We start from the raw sequence: 22,360 nt of genomic DNA, 5'->3' as shown, positions 1-22,360 counted from the left end.
ATGGGTGACAAAATCCTAGTACCAACCCTGACAAATTCTAATAAGCTGGCTGGAGTCGAAGCGATCGCGGTTGGTAATTTTGAGCAAGCTGTAAAAGACCTAAGCACTTACCTGAATGAAAACCTGAATGACCCAGAAGCCCGAATTTACCTAAATAATGCTAAAGTCGAAGCTCAACAAAAAGTAGATCAACAATTACCACCATACACGATTGCAGTATCAGTTCCTATTAGCAGCGATGTCAACGGCTCCTTAGAAATCCTGCGTGGAGTCGCTCAAGCTCAAAAGGAAATTAACGAAGCCGGGGGTATTAATAAAGTCCCATTGCGAATCTTAATCGCTGATGATAACAACAAACCCGATACTGCCAAGCAAATTGCTGAAGAGTTAGTCAAAAATCCTGACGTACTAGGAGTTGTAGGACATTATGCCAGTGATGTTACCTTAGCAACAGGAAAAGTTTATCAAGCCGGAAAACTGGTGGCTGTTTCCCCTACCAGTACCTCTGTTAAGTTAACAGGTTCCGGTGACTACATCTTTCGTACTGTTCCCAATGATTCTGTAGCAGCAAAAGCATTAGCAGACTATATGCAGAAGCAATTAGAGAAGAAAAACGCATCGGTTTTCTATAACTCCCAAAGTGACTATAGCGAATCCCTAAAGTCGGAGTTTGTGAAGTTTCTTCGTAAACAAGGAGGAGAAGTATCAAGCAAGTTAATATTTGACTTATCCGATCCCAATTTTAATGCAGATCAAAGTGTAGAACAATCTATTGAGAGTGGTGCTGAGGTGCTAGTATTACTGCCAAATACAGCAGAACTAGACGATACCCTTAAAGTCGTAAAAGCAAACAAACAACGACTTCCCCTCTTGGGTGGTGACGATGTTTATACACCTAAAACATTAAAAGATGGTGGAGCAGATGCAGGTGAGATGGTTGTTGCTGTCCCGTGGCACATTTTAGCTTCCCAGACCGATTTTCCCGAAACTTCGAGGGAGCTTTGGAAAGCAGATGTTAACTGGCGAACTGCAATGTCTTACGATGCTACTATAGCTTTGATTGAAGGACTTAAAAATAATCCCACCCGTGAAGGATTAGCTCAAAGCTTTCGTTCAAAGGACTTTACAGCAAAGGGTGAAACAGGGGAAGTTAAGTTTAATCAATTCGGCGATCGCGATCAGAACATCCAACTTGTCAAGATTCAACCTAATTCCAAATCTCGCTCTAAATATGGGTATGATTTTGAGCCTATATCTGAGTAAGGTTAAACTAGGTACACCATCAAAAAATACCTGTATTTCGGGGATTATAGTAATTGAATTGGGTGATCGCACTCTTATTTATTATTAGTTTAGAAGTAAGTGTAATCGCCGACAAGACAATCCATCTAAGTAAACCCGATTAGGACTTCAAAAACGCGATCGCCAAAATGATTTCACTTCGATCGCACTCAAGCCGTCAAGAGTTGTTATGTTAATCATTCCGTTATTTTCCCGTTGGCATTGGCGAAGATCGCCTTCCTAAAAGCGGTCTTTAAAACAGCAAATAAAACTAAAACAAGGAGACAACAATGGTATTAGAAATCAACCCAAACCACCGCTCTGAAACTTCAGAACATGACCACACAGCCTGCACCGCACCTATTGGTTTTACCGCAGAAGAACTCGAACAGTTGAGTTGGGGATCGCGAGGTATTTTTCAACAAATGCCTGCCAGTGGAGAAGGCTATGAATGTTACGGACATCCTGATAAATGTTACGGTCATTCAGAAGTAATTCAAGCGATTATATCCATCTGTAACGAGTGGGCAAAACTCTATAAAAAGCCTCGAATTGGCATCGGAAATATTAGCCTTCCCAACGGTGGGTTAATGGAACCTCATAGTTCTCATCAGCATGGACTTGATGTTGATATTGCTCCCGTTGCTAACACTGACGAAGAAATTCCCCTCACTTGGTATGATAGTAAATACTCTCGCGATCGCACTCAACAATTAGTCAATTTAATTCACAATAATCCTATTTTGGGTGTGAAGGTTATTCTGTTTAATGACCCGGACATTAAAGGAGTAGAATCTTACTTTGGACACGACAATCACCTTCATGTAAGTTTTCTCCCTCCCGGCATTAATTCAGCCCCTTTTAGCAGCGATAAAGACGGGAATTTGCGATTAGTTATTCCTCCGATGCAGGGAGAACGAGTTCGCCAACTTCAAGAAGATTTAGCCAAGGTTGGAATTGCAATAACAGCAGATGGTATCTTTGGAAAACAAACCGATGCAGCCGTCCGAAAATTTCAAGCTGAACAAGGTTTACAAGTTGATGGAACTGTCGGTTTTGTCACCCAAACTAAACTCGATCAATTAAATTCTGGACAGTCTCGTGGAGGTTCTGACGAACCATCTAGTCTAACACTTCAAGATGTAATTGACCAAAACCTATCGATTACTTTTGATGATATTAACTCCGGTTTGTTGGTTGAAGACAAACTATTTTGTGCAGAAATTCAGACCATTTTACGGGCGAATCATCTGTTAGAAGATGTTGATGGAATTTACGGGCCGAAAACACAAGCAGCTTTGAGGAAATTTAAAGTCAGTCGTCAACTGAGTGGCGGAGATGTTTTAGGAGCAACAACGGCTAAAGCGTTACTTGATGCTAAACCCAGTGTAGGAATATTACCCCATTGGAAAGGCGGCGATAAACAAGCAGCAGTTGAGGCAATTATCCAAGAAGCTTATCGCCAAAATATTAGCTCTCAAGCTCAAATTGCTTATATCATCGCAACGGTTCAACATGAAACAGCAGAGAGTTTCCAACCTGTAAAAGAATCCTATTATTTGGGCGAACCCGCAGGAGAAAATCACCGCCAAACCCTACGTTATTATCCCTACTACGGACGGGGATATGTGCAGCTAACGTGGGATTACAATTATCGGAAATATTCGGATGTTTTGGGGTTGGATTTAGTTAACGAACCCGATCTCGTCATGCGTCCCGATCTTTCACTGTTTATCCTAGTTGATGGCATGAAACGGGGTATCTTTACGGGTGTAAAACTGGATGATTATATTTCAAATAACCATGTTGATTTCTGGAGTGCGCGTAAAATTATCAATGGTCTTGATCAAGCAGATCAAATTCAAAGTTATGCAATGAATTGGCAAACAAAAATAGGGTAGAATATTAGGCGATCGCCATTCAACAATCAACCTTGAATTCAAGCTGAAGTTTTGTGATGATGTTGTGCGATGCTCTAACACTTCCTATTGAATGTCAATGATAGAACCCAGGCGGCGATCGCAGCTTTCAAACGGGGAATTGCTCGTTTATAGTTGCGTAGGTTTGAATACTGCTAAATACCTTGAGGGATAATTATTGATTTTGAGTATACCACTACTCAAGACAGAGTGATGAGATAGTTTGATTTATACGGATGTTGATCGGGTTAGGGGGTAGGGCGGATATTTGCATATCCATCATCCCAAACCACCGTCTTCACACTTCTAGGAGTTGTCCGAGTAGGGGTATGGCTTGCATTAGACAGTTGCTATCCATAAAAGTCTTCTGCTGGTTGACGGGTATATTGGTTGCTTTTCCCCCTTTTAATTTGAACCCGTTATCGTTCAATTTTTAGTTTGATTAAATTTTGAGTAGATGTGGACTGATTGCTCGTCAAGGTACAGGAAAAAGTTGAGTCTTGCAATTATAGAGATCGAAACTTTAGCTGACCTATCCGAGTTATTTTTCGATTAAGAGAATGATTTTCAGGAGCAAGACTGAACAGTAAAACTTGATATTCTCCCGGTTCTGGAAATTGACAATAAAGCCGAATCTTTGAATACTCTGTCTGAGTTCGACAGGCTTTTAGCTGTTGATGTTGATTGGATGAATTACTCAATAGTAAATCCCAAACTAAAAAACTAGATTCATTTATTTTTGAAAATAAAGCTCCTATTTTTGGGGGTTCTTGAGCCAAAGATCTTAATTCAATCACAGCATTTTTTTCAAGGGTTGTTTGATACTCATCGGGGGAAATCATGGTCAAGCCTTGAGAAAAAAACTGAGGAGTTAAAATGGGTTTATTCTCAAAAGATTGGTAATTTTTTGAATGGCGTAAAAGTTGCCAACCTTGTATTAAAGGTAAGTGACTAATAATCATTAGTTCAGGAGGAAGCATCAAATAATCCGTACTATATAAATCCTTTAAACTTGTGTCATCCCATGTGGTATCAACTAATTGCCAGTTTCCTTCAATTTTGACAGCATTCCAAGCATGAAGTGTCCAATCATAATTCGATTGGAGTAACCAAAAAGCTGTGGGAATCAAATCTATAGGAGCCAAATCTTGACGAATTTTTCCTGTTATATAAACAACATCTAATCCTATCGCTCGTCCAAGTTCTTTAAAAAGATTGGCATAGCCTTCACAGACGGCTTTGTGAGTAACAAAAACAGTTTGTGCATCCTGAGAAGGTCGTATTCCGGTTTGAAGTACATCTAAATCATAAGTGACTCTACTGATTACATAATCATGTATAGCTTTAACTTGCAAATAGGGATCGGTTTCATGTTGAGCAATATATTGAGCAACTGATTTAATACTTGTTTCAACATCGGGTGTAAGGCTACTAATGATGGGATGAATCGTTTGATGTTCTTTCCAAGGCCAGGGTGATGAGGCAAACGGAGGTGTCGGGTTATTGACTAGGTAAGTAATCAAATCACTAGATGAATTGTATCTTGTCGGGATATAGGATTGAAAAATGATTAGGAACAGGATAGACAAGAAAATTAATATATTCTTGAATTGAGTCCGGCTGAAATTCTTAATTTTTTTGAAAATAGCATCTAAACGGATTGACTTTAGTTGCTTGTTTTTCCGAAGGTTTTGTTGTTGAAAAAATTTATTAAATTTCTTTTCAAAATTGTTCGACATAATAGAGAGTTTCCAATTAGGGTAGATGAACAGATGGCTCTTACATACTTACTTATCTCTCACCCTATGGGAACTTATGCAATTTTTCCTGAAACTGCTCCCCTCGGTTTTCTAGCCCTGCTTCTGAATACATGACTGACGCTTCTAACGGTTCAATTCACTCGGTAGATGGTATGATTACGAAGCTCAAGGGTTCAACGATGTTAACCCCCGTGCTTGATTAGGAGGTTCGACTTCAACGTTGGTTCTTCCTCCTTGGACACCGATGGCACGCAAGCGGCGCTTCGGGGTTACTCGCGGCAAATTCAAAGCCATTTTAAAATAAGATTCCATCGGCTGTTGTGGCAAAGAATGAACCGCCTACATCTAAACGTGCGTTCGGACTAAATACAATCCCCGCAGGGTTAATTAAAAATAAATTTGCATTCTCCAAAACTCCCAACGTTCCCAGAATTTCTGAGATATTTCCCCCAGTAACGCGAGTCAGTATATTAATAATATTATCGGGATTGGAAAAGTAGGCTCCCCGTCCCTCTCTAATATTAAATTCTTGAAAACTATGAAATAAATTTCCTCTTTCTGGACACACCTGGAATCAAGTTGAAGCTTGGGGGGTGGGTCAACCTGTCGCTGAAACTCCTCGTTCAATTATCGTTTAATGACGGCTTACTGTCAGGCTAGTCGTCGTTATGAGGCGGGTTGCTGAAATTCCCCGTGAGTGTTTAGCGAAGCTTAGGAAAAATGGCTGTATTGACGAGATTTCGTTGGGAGCCTCGATAGTATACGCTGTAATGGTTTCAGCGATTGTCTTGGGCGAACGTGAGGCAAAAATTCTCTTGATTTTCTTCAGCCTCGCAAACCCCCTCTAGACATCCGACTGAATAAGGGTTTTAATAGAGAGGAGTCGCTATTCTTCGGAATAGTGGAATTAATGGAAACTTAACATTTAAAGATTGAATTATTTGCTGACTTCTCATGTCGCTATTCTTCGGAATAGTGGAATTAATGGAAACGCGATTAGACGCAGGTCTACTTTTATTTCTGTTTTGTCGCTATTCTTCGGAATAGTGGAATTAATGGAAACACGATTTAGTGATTTCAAATCCATCGTTTTTAAAATCTTGAAGTCGCTATTCTTCGGAATAGTGGAATTAATGGAAACACTTCCACATAACGCTGAAGGGTATTAAGAGAGGAGGTCGCTATTCTTCGGAATAGTGGAATTAATGGAAACTAGGCTTCCGTAATCCGGGCAGCTACATTCAATATGCTTTGGTCGCTATTCTTCGGAATAGTGGAATTAATGGAAACCTCTCAACTAAATGGAATTCTGTCACCATGCCACCACTGGTCGCTATTCTTCGGAATAGTGGAATTAATGGAAACGATATATCCAAGCAACTAAAGTTAAGTCAGAGTCACAAGTCGCTATTCTTCGGAATAGTGGAATTAATGGAAACACGAAAGCGGTCATCCAGAAGATCAGACGTTGTGCTGGTCGCTATTCTTCGGAATAGTGGAATTAATGGAAACGCATTGGTGGAATCCTACTGTGGGGGATTTTAGTTGTCGCTATTCTTCGGAATAGTGGAATTAATGGAAACTATCTATCATCCTTTCCATAGGGTGAACAAATACGAGTCGCTATTCTTCGGAATAGTGGAATTAATGGAAACTACAAGAAGATCGTACATAATTTAGTTTTCTAGGTACAGTCGCTATTCTTCGGAATAGTGGAATTAATGGAAACAACCAGAATACAGAATAGGTTTTGAATAGTTTTTGAAAGCGTTTGTAGTCGCTATTCTTCGGAATAGTGGAATTAATGGAAACAAATCAACTCCAGGAAAGGAGGTTCTCTCCAATATTGCTCGTCGCTATTCTTCGGAATAGTGGAATTAATGGAAACAGACAGATTGGAACCAAATGGCTAAAGCCAAGATGAAAGCAGTCGCTATTCTTCGGAATAGTGGAATTAATGGAAACCATTGCAGCCGACGATTGGCAGACTTTTCCAAACGAGTCGCTATTCTTCGGAATAGTGGAATTAATGGAAACAAGAACAGGTTCAATTACTTCGTTTACAATGTCATAAGTCGCTATTCTTCGGAATAGTGGAATTAATGGAAACAATTTTCAATGGATGCCTTCTCAACCCAATTTTCTCAATTTAAGTCGCTATTCTTCGGAATAGTGGAATTAATGGAAACAGGTTGAGTCTCGGAAAATCCAAACGCATTAACAGCAACGTCGCTATTCTTCGGAATAGTGGAATTAATGGAAACTCGTTGTTCGCATCAAAAGTCTTCTCTATCCTCAAAAAAAAGTTCATCCTAATATAAGAAAACTAATATCAGGGAGAACAAAGTTGGACGGAGTAGGATTAGCGATCGCAGTGGTTTTATTAATGTCATTCTTTTGGCCATCACCTCCAAAACCCTCACCGCCTCCGCGCAGATTTTATGCGAATCGTATTGAGTTAAAGCGCAGAACTAACGAGGAACCCGTAGACTGGGGAAGTCCCTATGATGACTAAAAAAATCCCACAAAAATAGCTAATTTCCCCCTATCTTCTCCAGAAAGGGGGTTTTGATTTTAATAAATTTTATAAGCTCAAATTTTGATAAAAATTAAGAAAACTGCTCTCAAAACTTAAGCAGAATAAATATTATAAATTTCTTCGCCCATTGTTTGAATTTTTACAATTAACTCCGGGGGTTGAATCACTTTAATATGACCCCCAAACCCCACAATCCACCGCTTCAAATCAATATCATCCAAACACCAACGGGGAAAAGTCGCCTGTAATTGATTAGGAAACTGAGGATCTTTAGTTTTTTGTAGAGAAAACAAACGAGACTTAGAAGTGTTCAAACTTCCCGATATGGGAGGAGACATTTTCATCTTAGCTTTAGGAAACCGTTTAGTTCCTTCACAAATAAAAGGATAAATATAATCATCAAACCATAATTCAACAGTTACTTCAACTGATTTTCGTTCGGATTTAGAAAGAAACTTTTGTTGTTCACAGAAATGGTTCCCCAAAAACATTCCCACACTTGCATCCAAAAGTTGATGCAACCGTTTTAAAGCCAACTCTTGAACCTCCAAAGAACGAGATTTTCGTTGAAGAATACCACAGGCGAGACGGTCTAAACGTTCAAACCGCAGCAGTCCTGCTTCCGTTCCTCCCTCCTGTTCATAGCCGAGATACCAAGCGGAATGATGAAAAACAATTTGTAACGGCCATATTAGCAACATTCCTTCAGTATCACCAGGAAACTTCCCACGCCCTTTTAAACGGCTGACTTCCAATAAGTCGCAGTTAGCGATCGCTTCTTCAACCTGTTTAATTTTACGATATAAAGTAGACTCATGCAATAATCGTTCATCTATCATCAAACGATGGGCAATAGCACGAGTTGGATAGGGTTTTTCCGCCAATAGCCCGCTAAAAGCCATGCGTTCTTTAAACGTTTCATAGATTTCCAAGCTAATGGGGTCTTGAATACTGTTGGCTTGAGTTTGCAAGACAGAAAAAACCTGTTTGAGTTCGAGTGCCGATAAAATTCCCGTCCCGGCAAAATAACCCGCTTTTAAAGAAAAACTGGGCAAAATTTTAAACGGCTTGAGAATATTTTCAATATCTTTTCTCAGTTTATTATAACAATCCCCTTCAGTTTCCAGTTCTTCAAAGATAGCTTGGGCAAGAGTTCTTAAACTTCCTTCCCCATGATTTTGAAGAAAAGGCTTTGTAAGAATAAGGCGAATTGTTGTCATCAAACGCTTAAATGGTTTGAGGTCTGAATAAGCGTGAGTTGTCCCGGTAAAATCGGAAAGTTCAACTTGAATAGGGTGGGGTTCTCGAAATTCTAGCAACCCTTCCTCACCAATTAAATCGTTAGTTTGTAGCCATTTCAAATCATAAGCTAAAGCCTCTCGGTCAGCATAGATATCTCCTTTAACCTGCTTCATCACTTCGGTAATTTCTGCCAAACTATCCGAAAAAACGGGAACAGTTCTCAAGAGTTCTTTAAGTTGTTCGGGGTGAGTCTCCTGTAAATTTCCCAAACCTGGATAATGAATAAACAGCGAAATTAAGTGCAGCAAACGGTCAAAATCCAATAAATGAGAATAGGAATGAAAACGAACCGTTGAGTTTTGAGTCCGGTTTTGGCGGTTGATACAATTTCGACTTAAGGAATTAATGGTTTCCTCAACAAAATGGCGGTCAAACTCGCTATCTTTTAGAGAAACAACTTTAACAAACCCTTCGGCAGTAACGGGGGGAAAGCTTTGAAGTGCTTGATAAAATTGGGTGATAATTTGTTCGGGAACAGTTCTCAGTCGTTGTTGATTCCGTTGCAAACAAACATCCAAAGGCGTTTGCAAATACCAAGCTATCCACTGCACTTCCATTGTCAATTGTTGAGAAAGTTTCATCATAAGTCCCATCCGCCACGCACGTCTAGCGTTGGTTGCATCGTAAATAATCGGCTTCCGAATTGCCAAACTTTCCTGTATTTGACGAAAAATTTCCGCCTCTATTTCATCCCAATTTCCCAGAATTGTTTCATCGCCGTAAAGTAGGAGGCGAATCGCATCGTTGGCAATAATTTTACATCCAGTTAAGGCAGAAAGTTTACCCGCAAAAGTTGACTTTCCCGCCCCTGGTACGCCAACCATTATATGGCAGAGTTGTCGATTATTCATTTTGTTAACTTAAAGAATCCGCCAATTTTTCCAAGGTTTGTCTGAGTTTTTCTTTGGTATACGGGAGTTTAAACAGATTAATCGCCTTAACAAAAGGTTCTTTCACGTTCTCGTTATAGACTTTCATAACATCTTCTTGAATTTCTGAAGGTTTATATCCAAGTAAATATTGAATCACGTCATTTTTTTCCATTCCTCGTAAATTATGCACAAGCTGATTTCTTAAATCATCTTCTCGGATTTTGTAATAATTACAAGACCATTTAAGAACCGCCCAAGGTTGAAACTTAGGTTCGAGTTTACATAGCCAGTCGAGCATTTTATCGTTATTATTGGTTTTTGTGAATTTTTTATCATCCGAAACAGGGTTTTTTACCGGGAAAAGTAACTGTTTTAAAATATCATTTTTTTCTGAGATGGTTTTCTGCTGCATCTGGTTACTTAAAAGCAAGCCTTCGTGATTCCATTTTAAAACTTCTGTTCCCGAAAAAGACTGTTGAGATAGAGTAACTGTTAGTTGACTAACTTTAGACAAAATAGCAACTTTTAAAAACGTTTCCTGTGCCGCAGATAATAAAGTAATCCCTTGCAAGTAGTTTTCTTGATTAAAGAAAATCCCAATTAAATCCAAAGCATCAACAATTCGTTGAGTTGCGGATTCAATCTCAAATTCACTTTGATTGGGTTCGAGGGAGCGGTTAAGATTAAAAAAGTCAACAAAATTTTGTAACTCTTCTAGGCGTTTGGGTTCAATATTATCCAACCCATTTAACATTTTTTTCGCCGCACCCGGAGAGGTGTAAATTAAACTTTTTGCTTGTTCGATTTTAATTCCTCGTAGATACTGAGAACTTTCTATGATTTCGGCAGAATTAAGTTCATATTCATTGCTGACAAGAAACTTAACTTGTTTGCCATATTGTGCCAAACTTAAAAATTGTAAAGCCGAAGAAATAGCTGGCGTTCCCGCCTGATGACTGACATAAATTGTGGTGGATTTGTTATAATTAAACTGGGATAAGTTTTCGCGAACTACATCCAACGTGCTGTTCCAATCATCCATTCCTTTCAGTTTTTCAGATTGATTTTTTTTCGGATACAAAATACAAGGCTTTAATTTGGCTTTGGGAAATTTAGCCTTGAGATAATGTTCAATAATAGGTTGAAGTGTGCAGGTATCTTTCCAACACGGAGATTGATTGAACGATAAATAATCGGGAAAAATGTTGGCTTGGTCTGTCATTAAATAAACGATTTCATCAGGAGTTTCTTTCTTATTATCATTAAAATAAGAATAAAAATTATCCAATAAAGGAAAGTATAAATCCTCGAAGTCTGTATCCAAATGGCGTTGATAAATCATCCCCAAAACTCTAGCAGGTGCAACCCAAGTTTCTTGATGTTGATTATCTGAAGGTATGGGAAGAAAATCATTGTAATTTAATTCATCGGCAATCTCACGACGGAATGTTGGCCAGTTATCTTCGATTAACAGTTGAACATCGCTGTTTCCAATGGTAATAATCCAAACATTCATGGTTTTATTTCCTTTAAATTTGTTAGAGTTGATTGACGGAATAGAAAGGGTGAAATTGTATCAAATTATTGTCCGTTTTTTGAACACAAAATCCAATTGTCGGCACTTCCTTTAATTAGGCCAAAGCAATTCAAAATCACTGCGTTCATCTAAAAATGCTAAAAAGTCTTTAGTTGTCTCAGAATCATCAGAAAAAATCGTCAGTAATTCCACATATTCTTGAGTTTCCTTAAGCTTGTTATCCTCTAGAATATATCGAGGATACATTCGATGCCAGATGCGACCAATTTTGCTAATTTTGCCTGTCAAGTCAGAATTTTTAATGGTTTTCTGTCCCTGATAATTCCCATGAAACCAATAAACTGCATCGCTATCAAAAGAATTTTCAGCAATTCGTCCCCAAACTTGTACTCGCTTAGGATGCCATGCTTCTCGCCAGTTACTTCCATCGGCTTTCAGACTCTTTTTGTTCAGTTTTACCCATTTTTTTATCCGGTTATGTAAACTGTCCAAAAACTCGGTAATATCACTTAATTCATTGACAGGAAATCGTAAGTTTTGAGACGGTTTTAAAAGTTCCCAATGGCAACCAATCATCGGTTTATTTGCCTGTCTAAAATAATCCAGGTAAAATAAACGGTGGTCAACCCGACGCCAGGATTTACCAAACCCGCCAAACATGACAGAAAATTTAATCAGTTGTTTGAGAAAAATAATCAGATTTTTTTGTCTTTCTTCTGACAAATTTTGCATCGCTACCAAGTCGAGTTTCCCCTGTGTTAAATCATAAGTTGGCATTTCAATTGGATCTTTGCTCAGAGAATAAGTAAAATTATCTATCTCTAAGTCGCCTTGAAATCGAATGCCTAACTGTCCAACAATTGCCCCATTTTTACCGTTAAACCCTCCCCAAAGTTGTTTGGTTAGAAATTCTGCCGTTAACTCATCTGTGACACCTCCGAGCAAACGCAACGTATGACCGCGCAGTGCCGCCTTTAACATATTGGGGCGGAATTCACCTGTTTTGTTAATTAATTGAGAAGCCAACCCTTGACCTTTCAAATAAACGCTTAACAAGGTATTATCGGTATTAATTTGAGGTTGACCGTAGCCCGCACTTACGCGAGAACCAATCCCATATCCAATTGCTTTTTCCCAAATTTTCCAAATTTCTTCCCATTCTGAATCATCAAGTTCTTTTGTACTGGAAATCCCAAATACCAATCGGGGTTTATAGAGAGAAATTTGAATAAAAGCGCTATGTTTTGCGTTGTTATCTTTAACTTGCCAACCTTCCTGGGGGTGGACAACATCAACTAAATTTTTCTCTCGCCAAGTATTATCTTTGGGATAACCGCCATGAAATCGCAGAATACCGGGTTTAGTTTCACCCCCTACTTTTCCGCCACAATAATCAATTTGTTTTTCTTGTGGACAAACTCGCAAAAAAGCCCCTTTCATACTTGAACCAGGATAAAAAGGACACCCTTTTGCACCAATAACCGGACGAATTACCCCTTCATCTTGTCCGCTATTCGTAATAAACCGCCAGGTGATAGCATACTCTTTGGTTTTAACGTTTTCTCGAAATTGAGGCACATTTCGAGCCGCCCCATCAACCCATTCTTGTGTCCAATCATCCGCTTGTTCTCCGGGTCTTTGAATTTGACAACGACCTTCAATTTGAGCGCGAAACATCATTGGAACTTGTCGAAGTTTAGGCATTTTCTTTGCGTCCTCCATTGCCTTTATAACGTTGTGTCCACCAAACCATACTGTCGCAAAGTTGAATCAAAACGGCGAGGGCAACTTTACGTTGATTTTGGTCAAAATTCCAAAGTTTTTCCGCCATTGCTTTGATTTTTTCAGTGTCGTTACCTACATCATCATTGGGAATTTTAACTTTGGCTTTTGCCATGATTTTTACCAGAGCTTCCCAGGTATCTTTCCAGTAAGCTTTTTGATCGCCTTCCAAGCGGATTTGTTCGCCCCAAAATCGTTCTAAACCGTAAGCTGCCGTCATTCGCATTTTATGACCTTGATTGAGAACATCTTTTTTATCGCGATGTTTCAAGACCAAATCGTGAGCGTATTGATCGAGTTTATAAGATTCCCAAGCCATCGTTAGATTCCTTGAATTATAATATGACAGTGACCGAAACCAATTGATTCTAAACCCCCCAAATAAACTTCGGCGTTATTGCCCTCACTAAAAGGTTGCCAAGTGTTTCCGTTGGGATCGTTGCGAAGCGCAATTGCAAAAATTAAAAAGCTTCCTTCGGGCAGGGCTTCCGTATTGAAAAACGCACCTTTTCTAACCTTTTTCTCTTGCTTGTCCAAAGCAACTCGACTTTGACGATATAATGCCATATCGTGAATCATAGAAATTTCATCATCGCCGACAACAATAGCGGGTAACTGTTCGCCCAAAGGAAACCAGGATGTTAAATCTTCAGTCTTTTCAACCGTTAAAAAGCCGAAGTTAAAAAACAACATATTATCCCCTTCAACATTGAGGGATTTCAGCGTTTGAGAAGCGGTATAGGGTTTGGGAAGTTTATCGGAAATTCCGGTAATTCGTTGATAGCGTTTTAACAAACGGGGACTACTGACCCAAACAATAGGTTGTCCGGGACAAAAAACAGGCAACCAAACAATGGAAGCGTACTCAAATTTTACGAATGATTCGCTAGTGCTATCCGGTTGTCCGGGTTCGGCTTCGGCACCATACCAAAGATTAGCAGTTTCTTCACCCCGTTCTTGTCGAATTTCCGAACGAAAACGGCCTCGAATAGAACTTCCCGGAACAATACCAGTTTGAGTGAATTGATCGCGGAAAATTAGGTTTAAATTCCCGCTTTCTTCTCCTGCGGTTGCGCCGACATGAAGGGGTGCGAGAGTTTCGATAATTCCATAAGCTTTTTTGTACATTATTCTAGTCCTTGAATTGTTAAAGGTAAACACAAACCACAGCCCAACTTTTTGAGACTAAATCCTTCTTGGGGAAACCATTCTTCGGGCCAATCCCACCAGGATTTATTCAGGGGCTTTTCGAGAACATACACGCTACCCGCCCCCACCGCATAGCGTCCCCGTCCTAACTGTCCTCCCACCCGATATTCTTTAGAATCTTGAGGATTGTCGCTGGCTCCCCGACGGTAACGAAAGGGAATTGCTTTGTCGGTTAGCATCAGTTGAGACTCGGGAAAATCGGGATGTTGGGGATGACGATAAGACAACCGATTAGACCCCCAAATTGCAGGAGTAATTAAAGCAAAAGCTTGTTTAATGTCTTTTTTAAGTAGTGTAATTATTGGATGATTTTCTGGAAGTTCAATGCTTTTAATTTCTACAACATGATTTTCTCCTCCAAACCGATACCAACCTTCGGGAAGCTCATGGGTTGAAAGGTAAGCAAGATATACATCATCGGGTAGTTGTACCGCATATTCTAGAAATAAGCCATCTTCGTCTTTTACATGGCGCTCCTCAAGTTTCATGTTGGGATGCAGAATTGAAACAAATTTCCAAGGACTAGCTCCCGCCGCATCTTTATTACTTTTAATTTTTTTTGCCGAATAATCCCAACTATTGACTCGTTGCCAACTGTAACTATCCTTAAAGTCTTCTTCTCGCAGTTGTCGTTCCCATTGACCATTTTTGAGCGTCCATTCATCGACCTCTTTTTGAGTCACAAGTTTTGTTCGAGGAATAGGCACATAAAAGTTCATCAAATTGTTTTCTAATGTCCAAAAAGGGCCGGCTACATGAAGTTCTTGGTTCAAATCTTCGTGAGTGGTAAAAGATTTGACTTTATTGGTGCTGAAAAAGAGTCCTGAGAGGGTTGCCGCATCCGGGGGAAACTTCGCACGGGAACGTCCAACTAAGTTTTCTGGAGAAAGAAAGCCTCCTGAACTACCGTACATAAACCCGAGGGGCTGAATCAGAATTAAATACTTGAACATTTTGAGAGGTTTATCAAAGTTCGTTGAGTGTTGATGAGACTGGCAGCGAATATTTTTCATTGGTTAATCAACTTCTGAATAAAGCTGCCAACCTACATTGGTCAAATCATTTATCCAGTTTAAATAAGCATTTTCAGACAAATCATTTTTATCAACAATATCCCGGCGATTTTCCCACACATAATTTCCCTCATCATTAAAGTAAATATTCATTAATGAACAGGCAAGTCGATAATCTACTTGTCCGGTAGCCTGATTAAAATCAATTGCATGACGGGCTTTTAACTGGGCAAAGTCATTGTAAATATGACCCCAATTTTTTCCCCCATCGCGATCGCAGTATTTTTGTAAAATAGATAAGTAATTCCAGGGGCAAGTCCACTGTACAAATTGCCCACTGTTGAAAACAACCCGCAAGGTAAGGCGATTTCGTCCCAGAGATTTTGATTGCTGTTCTGCCTCGCGGCAATGTTGTAAAATATCCCGTTGGGGAACGCTATGACCCGCCCAAACAAAACCCAAACTCAAAGTAATGTTTTCTCCGTGTGTTTCCCATTCTTCGGGAAGTTTCATCAACCAATCTATAACTTGATTAGATTTGATGGGTTCGCCCGGATTTTTGCTATAAATTACCCCTAAAAAATCATCGCCTCCCGCATAAATAACCCGACCAAAATCTTGGGGGAATTTTTTCATAAAAATTTTTCCCCAATTTCGCATTGCTTCGCTAAACTTACGAATTTCTTGATCGCCATCTTCACTTACAGCTAAGTTTTTTAAGTGTTTACCAACTTGATCTCCATCTCCCATAAACCAACCCGTCCATTGTCCCGGTGTATTAGTTTCTGGGTTTGGTTTTCTAACCAAATCTGTAAAACGATCCAAATGAGGTATATTTTTCAGGGGTTTACGAATATCATCCCGTGTAATTAAACGTTTGACTAGCTCGGGAATACTTAAGCGTTCGTTTGGATCTAAAAACTTACCTTCTGGTTCTTCAATTGTTTCAGAAGTCTGACCGGATTTTGCTTCTAAAACTCTTGATAAATTTTCATAAAAACTGGCGATTTTCTGTTTTTCTTGACCGGGTTTTAAATATTTAGGATTGCGGGTTCCTTTCCCCAAACCCGGCCAAGCTATTGCATCAGTTCCAGTAATACTTGAACTCTCTCCAATCCAATTAACTCCTGTCCAATTTCGACCAAGTTTATTATTCTCTAAATTGTCCATTGCTTCAACAATGGTATTCCCAACTCCAGAAAAAACTTCCCAAGTGTGATTTTTCCATAAATCCCAATCCCGCTCCCAATGATAAAATGTATTGGAGTTGGATTCGGGAATTTTAGTTTCAATCCAGGTTTTACAATGATTGCAGATGTTTTTCCAACCTGTTAATAAGGTGTCTCTAACCCATTTATTGAGTTCTTCGAGCCGAAAATTTCCATTATTGTTTTTAAGTAAAATTCTATTGGGCATTCCCTGAGCCGTATTAACTAAACCCGGAGAAATCACATCAATTCCTGAAAGAGTTTGAGCCTCTTGAACAATATATTGGCTGAGATAGGATAAAATAATAGATGCTCCGTACAAATCTCTCAGCTTCCGGGTTTTTTCAATAAAACCTTGAACGGGAGAGAAAGTAATTGCTGCGTATTGATACATACACTCATGGAATATTTGCTCAGACAATTTTAATTTACCTCGACTTTTGAAAACTAGGATACATTTTCATGCGAATGACGAAACGTGAGTGGGTTTTCCAAGTCGGCTTGAAGAACTCTACTTTCAAGATTAAGCATTTTCTTACAGAAAGTCATCAGTAACCCTACGGAACTTTGTAATTTTGATGTGTACGATTAATTGGGTCAGTCTCCGTAATTTCACGGTTTATTCAATGTACTACTCAAGAAGAATCAAGGTTTCAGTCACCACCTTGACCTCTGACCCCAAAAAAATATTTGAGCAACCCGCCAAGTTAGCAACAAAAAAACCTCCCATGCTGGAGCTATCACTTTGGCTAAAAAAATTAAACGTTATCCCCCCAATGCCTTTAAAAATAGAATAATGGCTTCCATACACAACAAAACTAATAATCCTATCCCCACAAGAAAAGCGACCTGGTTCCCGTTCGCTGTAGGAAAGAAATTATTGTGAACTTTGTTTATTCTTAATTTCAGAAGCCCATCCAGTTGTCCATGTAGCTCCAAAAATAGTTCCATCATTACCATTACCCGAGTGATCCTTGACAATATTGCCAGAACCTTCATTAAAAGACCAATAACTCAGCAGTCCTGATTCATTTCCTTGAATAGATTTCAGCAGTTCTGACTGTATCTCTGCATCACTTAATGCCCGATTCCAAATACTGACTTCATCAATTTTTCCTTTGAAATGTGTAGCAGATGAATTAGCCCGATCCCAACCAATTAAGAGAGGCTGCGAAGAGGCAATATTGTAGTCTTCAAGTATAGACCTTGTAAAAGATACAATGATTTTTCCATCGGCAAAATAGGTGAGATTATTTCCTTGTTTACGAGCCACAAAGTGATGCCATTTATTATCAAGAAGGTTCGGCTGATTCGGATAGTCAATCCAATTTGTCCGATTATATTGAACAAAAGGAATTTTATTCTGGCTTCCTCTCCAATGACTATGAAACCCAAAGAGAAATCCATTTTGTTCATTAGCGCGATTAGACAGAATTTGAGGATGAAGACGTTGTTCACTTTCTAAGCCATTAACCATTGCTGAAAACGTAAAATCACCACTACCAATTGTGTTAATCGTATTATGGGTTTGAATCTGAACATAGTCATCAACTCCATCAAACAAGAGTGCAAAACTTGTTGTTTGATTATGAGAAGTTTCCGCTCTAACTAAAGTGATTAAGACAATTCCGATAACAATTAGAGCAATTCCCATACTAATTAAAGCAGCAGAGATTATGAGAAGTAGCCACTTCTGTAAGTCTTCGGTCATAATGGTTGATAATCAAAGAGAGCTAATTAACCATTGTATTCACTATTCCCGCAGAACAAAACTAACCACCACAACGAACGAGGTCAGTCTATTCTGTAGAAAGAGTAAACCCCGATTTCTCGCAAACGAGCGCGATCGCCATGAAGCCACAAACAATCATTCAGATGTTGGTTGCCGTTGCCGTTTTGGGCGTTGCAGCCGCAGTTGTTTTCTTTCGTCCCCAGTCCCAATATCAAACGGTCATGGCTAGCCGCGACCCCGACGTTCCGGTGAGTGAAAACTGGGAGGTTAAGGAAGTCGTTAATGGCACAACCTTAAAAGCATCGAAGAGTTAGAATTAGAGACTGTTCCTAAAGAAAAAATAAAGAAAAGTGCCAACTCAAATCTCCCGTACCTTTTATGATAAGCAAGGCTTATTTAAAAAGACAGGCTAATATCCCTCTTCTGTCACTCTCCGAAACTAACAAGTAGTAAATCCTGAAGCTATCCATCGCGAAGAAAAGGGGAAAATTGACCGACCACGGCAATTAACTCGTTATCGGTGTCATTAAACCCCAATGCAAGTGTTTAAAACACTCATAGCTTCTCACTTCGGGAAATAACTCTTTGTAGCGATCGCAATACTCATCTACGAAGGGTACGGTGCGACAGGCATCTCTAGGCAAATGTTTGAAGATCTGTAACTCTACATCCATGATGTTCCCTGGCTTTTACGCTATTTTACCTCTCTATTTCTTCCTCCTTGATTTCGGAGAGTGACAGAAGAGGGATATAGCAATCAAAAATGATTTGTGAGAAATCTAAAAGCTGATAAAAAGCCTGAAACGACTTTCCCTCCTGCCTCTTGCAAGATTGCATGATTGCATGATTGCAAGAAGATATTACACAGAACTCGGAACGGACTGCTATATTTGACCCCATTTGACGGAGAGATCCCTTTTTTGAGAAGAGTAGAATTGGTGATTCCTGAAGTTTTAAAAAATCTTCAGGAATCAACCCCTGTTTTTTACATTTCTAGGGGTTTTGTGAAGCAGTTAGAGGGTTCAGCTTTAAAAAACCCCCCCTTTTGTAAAGCTTGAGTTGGCCCCAAAAAAAAGCGATCACCTCAACTCTTGAAGAATCAAAGCGATCAGGGGTTAAAGCTGTTCTTGAGGCTCGGAGATTAGTCTGAGTCAGGGTCTTTGGAATGCTGCTTTTTCAAAAGCGCACCCATTCCTAACACAACTAGATAGCCCCAAATTGTTATCGGTTCAGGAACCGAGCGAATTTCCACATTATCAAGCAACAAACCTGATGGGAAGAAATCGTTACTATCTTCCGCATCTAAAACCCCAATTCCTAAGAGATAGGTTCCGGCTTCGGCAAATGTATAGGAAAAGGTTCGATATCCAGATTCCGTATCAAACTGCGTATTCGATGAACCTACTAAGTCAAAAGTATCAGCAATTTTTTGGAGTGAACCAATTGACACAAAAGCTAAGTCATTGAAGGTCGTTGGTTGATCATCAAACAAGGTTTCATTAGAGAGGAAATTCCAAGAAAAACTCAGGCGATCTCCGGCTCGAACAGTCAGGGTTTGTTTGAGAGCTGAACCTTCAACAACTCCTTCCGGTAATAAACTATCTAGACTCCCTGAAGGTAACGCTAGAAAAGATTCCAAACAAACTGGATAAAATCTTGAACAACTATCCCGAACTGAACCGCTTCTGGTTGTAATTAAAGCTTGAAAGCTTCCCTCAACAGGGGTTACACCATAGGCCTCTGTTACAATTCTAGCGTCGCCGATTGGTATCCATCCATCAGAAAAATCACCCGTCTCAAAACCACCATTGAGGACGATAGCTTGAGCCGAACTCTCCAATCCAATCAGGGTTGCAAAACTGATTAAACTGGCAAGACCTGCGGTTACGGTTGAGTGGTAAATAAACGGTATGGGATTGAACATGAAACTGATTTCTCCATGAGTTAAATCCTAGCTTTAATCGACCGGAAAGAATCTCTTTTCGGGTGACTCAGAAGGAGGGGTAGCGGATTTAATTCAAAACATTAAATCAGATTTTTGAGCAAATCGGCGACTTCTCTCTCTTGGAGTCTACATTGTATCCGTAACTTAAGTTTGTCTTGTCCATTTTACAGGAATTGTCATTATTCTCAGGACAAAATAGGATCAGGTTACACAAACTTATTATTAAGTTACTGAAATAAAAAAAAACTCAAAAATACCTCCTAATTGACAAAGTAAAGTTGAAAAGATAACTCCGATAGAGTAAATTGGTCTTCCCCTATTCGGTAGATATCTAACCCCGATTCAATAGAACTCCCCCATCCAACTTACCATCAGTTACAATAATCGTAAAATGGCAAATATATGAAAAAGTTCCAGGATAAACGATCACCCTAGCGTTGGATTATTTAGCCTTGCTCAATTCTACATTCTATTTCTGATTGGCTTGATTCCAGTCCAACTGGCGATCGCTGATGATCAAACCCTCAACCTCAAGCAATTCTCACCATTTTTAATTGATCACAGCAGAAATCTACATCGAACAGAGTAGTTGGATTGCTAGGAGAGTGGTGAGCGGGCCAGGAGTTAGAATGGGTCAGCGTGCAGTTTTAGGGTTAGGAAGTCTAACCGGACATTCTCTGGAAGTCATAACCATTTATGCAGGAAATCCTGCTCAACCGATTAAAAAATGGACAATTTGAGAAGCGGTTACAAAAATCATCAATAAAAGTTCCGAATCTGTTACCCCCAATTAGAAATTCTCAGCCACTTGGTTATCCGGATCTGAAATAACATTGCTGTATAGGGGAATGGAAAACGCGCAACCTTGATGATCTTCAGTCCCCTACACTATGGTATTTTTTTATCCTTATGGGGTTGCCTTCATTATTTCTATCCTCCTCGTTCTCTTCAGCACACCCCTGGTCAAAACAATCGGTCTGAATAGGGGATATTTTGATCATCCAGGAGAACGAAAAATCCACGACAAACCCATTATTCGTTTGGGTGGAATAGCAATCTGTTTGGCAACTCTGACTAGCTGTTTAATCGTTGGATTATTTAGTGATTTTACCAGTTTACCCTCAGCAAAAATTTTAGAGTTTTGGGGGGTAATTGTCGGAAGTTTCTTGTTTTTTCTAATTGGATTAACCGATGATTTATTCGATTTATCCCCCTTGACTCGATTAATATTACAACTAGGTGTCGCGAGTTTAGTCTGGATAGTCGGCGTGAGAATAGAATTTCTTCCGATTCCAGGATTTGGATTAATTCCACTTGGTATTTTCAGTTTACCCATCACCGTTATTTGGTTAGCTGGCGTTGTCAATGCCATTAACTGGATGGATGGTTTAGACGGATTAGCGGCGGGAATCTCTGGAATATCTGCCAGTATCCTGCTTGTCGTTTGTCTATCGATTCATCAACCCACCGCCGCTTTAATTGCTGCTGCTTTGATGGCTTCAACAATAGGATTTCTCCGCTATAACTTTCATCCCGCTCAAATTTTTATGGGAGATGGAGGGTCTTATTTTATCGGATTTACCCTGGCGAGTCTGGCTGTTATTGGTTTAATGAAAACACCAGATTTTAGTCTAGTGATACTCCCCTTTTTGGTTTTAGCTGTGCCAATTTTAGATATGTGCATCGTGATTTTAGCTCGACTTTCCGATGGAAGATCCCCCTTTTATGCAGATCGCCGTCATTTACATCACCGACTTCTCAATCGAGGTTTATCCCAACGCTTAACAGTGCTATTTATCTACAGCTTAACATTAGGAGTGGCTAGTTGGGCAATGGTAATTATTGGGGTGACGGGTGGGATTTTTTATGGCCTCGGAGCAAGCGGATTACTGCTTTACATGAGTCAATACTTAGGACAAAAAAATAACTAAATTCGGTCTAGTATTAAACCGTTACAAGGCTATTGATCTAAAAAAAATTAGAAATTGTCCGAGCAACGAATACCCAGACTGAAAGTTGGATATTTTGTAGGCATCACTGATCATATTAATGGCATTAAAAAGAAAAATTTTCAGTTTCAGTTCCTTCTCTAGCTTGGGATCAACTCGAACATAGTCCGATTCAATTAAGTCTGTGGTCGGCTTGACTCGATTTTTAAAACTCCTGAAATCTTAGACTTATTTAGCTCGTTTGAGCTATTTTTTTGTTGAAATTCACTCATCTCAAATTTGCTAAAGTCTATAGCCAGAGGAATGGCTACT

Annotated in this window: 15 protein-coding genes, 2 pseudogenes and 1 CRISPR repeat array; of the genes and pseudogenes, 5 read left to right on the top strand and 12 right to left on the bottom strand. The window is 39.5% G+C overall.

Annotated features, from left to right (window positions below):
• Both VB836_RS01605 and VB836_RS01600 read left to right on the top strand, forming a co-directional pair.
• Entirely contained in the window at window positions 1-1,263 is a 1,263-nt protein-coding gene (locus tag VB836_RS01605; RefSeq protein ID WP_323217700.1) for an ABC transporter substrate-binding protein, read from the top strand.
• Between the two features lie 308 nt (window positions 1,264-1,571).
• Entirely contained in the window at window positions 1,572-3,182 is a 1,611-nt protein-coding gene (locus VB836_RS01600) for a penicillin-insensitive murein endopeptidase (protein ID WP_323217699.1), read from the top strand.
• Window positions 3,183-3,706: 524 nt separating this feature from the next.
• On the opposite strand, the gene VB836_RS01595 is transcribed toward VB836_RS01600, so the two are convergent.
• On the bottom strand, window positions 3,707-4,723 hold the full coding sequence (locus tag VB836_RS01595) for a transglutaminase domain-containing protein (protein ID WP_323217698.1): 1,017 nt from the start codon (window positions 4,721-4,723) through the stop codon (window positions 3,707-3,709).
• A 472-nt stretch (window positions 4,724-5,195) separates the two neighbouring features.
• Window positions 5,196-5,510: pseudogene (locus VB836_RS01590) on the bottom strand (two-partner secretion domain-containing protein); the annotation flags it as partial.
• A 332-nt stretch (window positions 5,511-5,842) separates the two neighbouring features.
• Window positions 5,843-7,224: a CRISPR direct-repeat array (repeat unit 36 nt; unit sequence GTCGCTATTCTTCGGAATAGTGGAATTAATGGAAAC).
• A gap of 83 nt (window positions 7,225-7,307) precedes the next feature.
• Between VB836_RS01590 and VB836_RS01585 the strand changes: the two are divergent.
• Window positions 7,308-7,475, top strand: coding sequence for a hypothetical protein (locus VB836_RS01585; protein WP_160315420.1), 168 nt, complete (start codon window positions 7,308-7,310; stop codon window positions 7,473-7,475).
• Between the two features lie 116 nt (window positions 7,476-7,591).
• Here VB836_RS01585 and VB836_RS01580 read toward each other — a convergent pair whose 3' ends face one another.
• The 8 genes from VB836_RS01580 to VB836_RS01545 form a co-directional block, all read right to left on the bottom strand.
• A complete protein-coding gene (locus VB836_RS01580) occupies window positions 7,592-9,652 on the bottom strand; it encodes a WYL domain-containing protein (protein WP_323217697.1) in 2,061 nt (686 codons plus the stop codon).
• Between the two features lie 4 nt (window positions 9,653-9,656).
• Window positions 9,657-11,189: a hypothetical protein gene (locus VB836_RS01575; protein WP_323217696.1), complete on the bottom strand. Its 1,533-nt coding sequence runs from the start codon at window positions 11,187-11,189 to the stop codon at window positions 9,657-9,659.
• Between the two features lie 111 nt (window positions 11,190-11,300).
• Window positions 11,301-12,914 carry a hypothetical protein gene (locus tag VB836_RS01570; RefSeq protein ID WP_323217695.1) on the bottom strand — a complete coding sequence of 538 codons (1,614 nt, stop codon included), beginning with the start codon at window positions 12,912-12,914 and terminating at the stop codon, window positions 11,301-11,303.
• Complete coding sequence (locus tag VB836_RS01565) at window positions 12,907-13,311, bottom strand: hypothetical protein (RefSeq protein WP_323217694.1); 405 nt, start codon at window positions 13,309-13,311, stop codon at window positions 12,907-12,909. Before VB836_RS01565 ends, VB836_RS01570 begins: the two co-directional genes overlap by 8 nt.
• A gap of 2 nt (window positions 13,312-13,313) precedes the next feature.
• A complete protein-coding gene (locus VB836_RS01560) occupies window positions 13,314-14,120 on the bottom strand; it encodes an RAMP superfamily CRISPR-associated protein (RefSeq protein WP_323217693.1) in 807 nt (268 codons plus the stop codon).
• A complete protein-coding gene (locus VB836_RS01555; RefSeq protein WP_323217692.1) occupies window positions 14,120-15,214 on the bottom strand; it encodes a CRISPR-associated protein in 1,095 nt (364 codons plus the stop codon). Before VB836_RS01555 ends, VB836_RS01560 begins: the two co-directional genes overlap by 1 nt.
• 3 nt (window positions 15,215-15,217) lie before the next feature.
• Window positions 15,218-16,816 carry a Cas10/Cmr2 second palm domain-containing protein gene (locus VB836_RS01550; protein WP_323217691.1) on the bottom strand — a complete coding sequence of 533 codons (1,599 nt, stop codon included), beginning with the start codon at window positions 16,814-16,816 and terminating at the stop codon, window positions 15,218-15,220.
• Between the two features lie 483 nt (window positions 16,817-17,299).
• Window positions 17,300-18,133: a LamG domain-containing protein gene (locus VB836_RS01545; protein WP_323217690.1), complete on the bottom strand. Its 834-nt coding sequence runs from the start codon at window positions 18,131-18,133 to the stop codon at window positions 17,300-17,302.
• A gap of 140 nt (window positions 18,134-18,273) precedes the next feature.
• On the opposite strand from VB836_RS01545, the gene VB836_RS01540 reads away from it, so the two are divergent.
• Window positions 18,274-18,468: a hypothetical protein gene (locus VB836_RS01540; RefSeq protein ID WP_323217689.1), complete on the top strand. Its 195-nt coding sequence runs from the start codon at window positions 18,274-18,276 to the stop codon at window positions 18,466-18,468.
• 201 nt (window positions 18,469-18,669) lie between these two features.
• Here the strand turns inward: VB836_RS01540 and VB836_RS01535 are convergent.
• Both VB836_RS01535 and VB836_RS01530 read right to left on the bottom strand, forming a co-directional pair.
• Window positions 18,670-18,828 (bottom strand): annotated as a pseudogene (locus VB836_RS01535) (IS701 family transposase); the annotation flags it as partial.
• A gap of 467 nt (window positions 18,829-19,295) precedes the next feature.
• Entirely contained in the window at window positions 19,296-20,078 is a 783-nt protein-coding gene (locus VB836_RS01530) for a PEP-CTERM sorting domain-containing protein (RefSeq protein WP_323217688.1), read from the bottom strand.
• Between the two features lie 911 nt (window positions 20,079-20,989).
• Between VB836_RS01530 and VB836_RS01525 the strand changes: the two genes are divergently transcribed.
• Window positions 20,990-22,030, top strand: a complete 1,041-nt coding sequence (locus VB836_RS01525) for a glycosyltransferase family 4 protein (protein WP_323217687.1) — start codon at window positions 20,990-20,992, stop codon at window positions 22,028-22,030.
• Window positions 22,031-22,360: the final 330 nt, after the last annotated feature.

The sequence above is a fragment of the Limnoraphis robusta BA-68 BA1 genome (assembly GCF_034932365.1).
In the GTDB taxonomy this organism is placed as follows: Bacteria; Cyanobacteriota; Cyanobacteriia; order Cyanobacteriales; family Microcoleaceae; genus Capilliphycus; species Capilliphycus robustus.
Note: the sequence above shows the minus strand (reverse complement) of the source record. Positions and strands in the feature narration are given on the sequence as shown.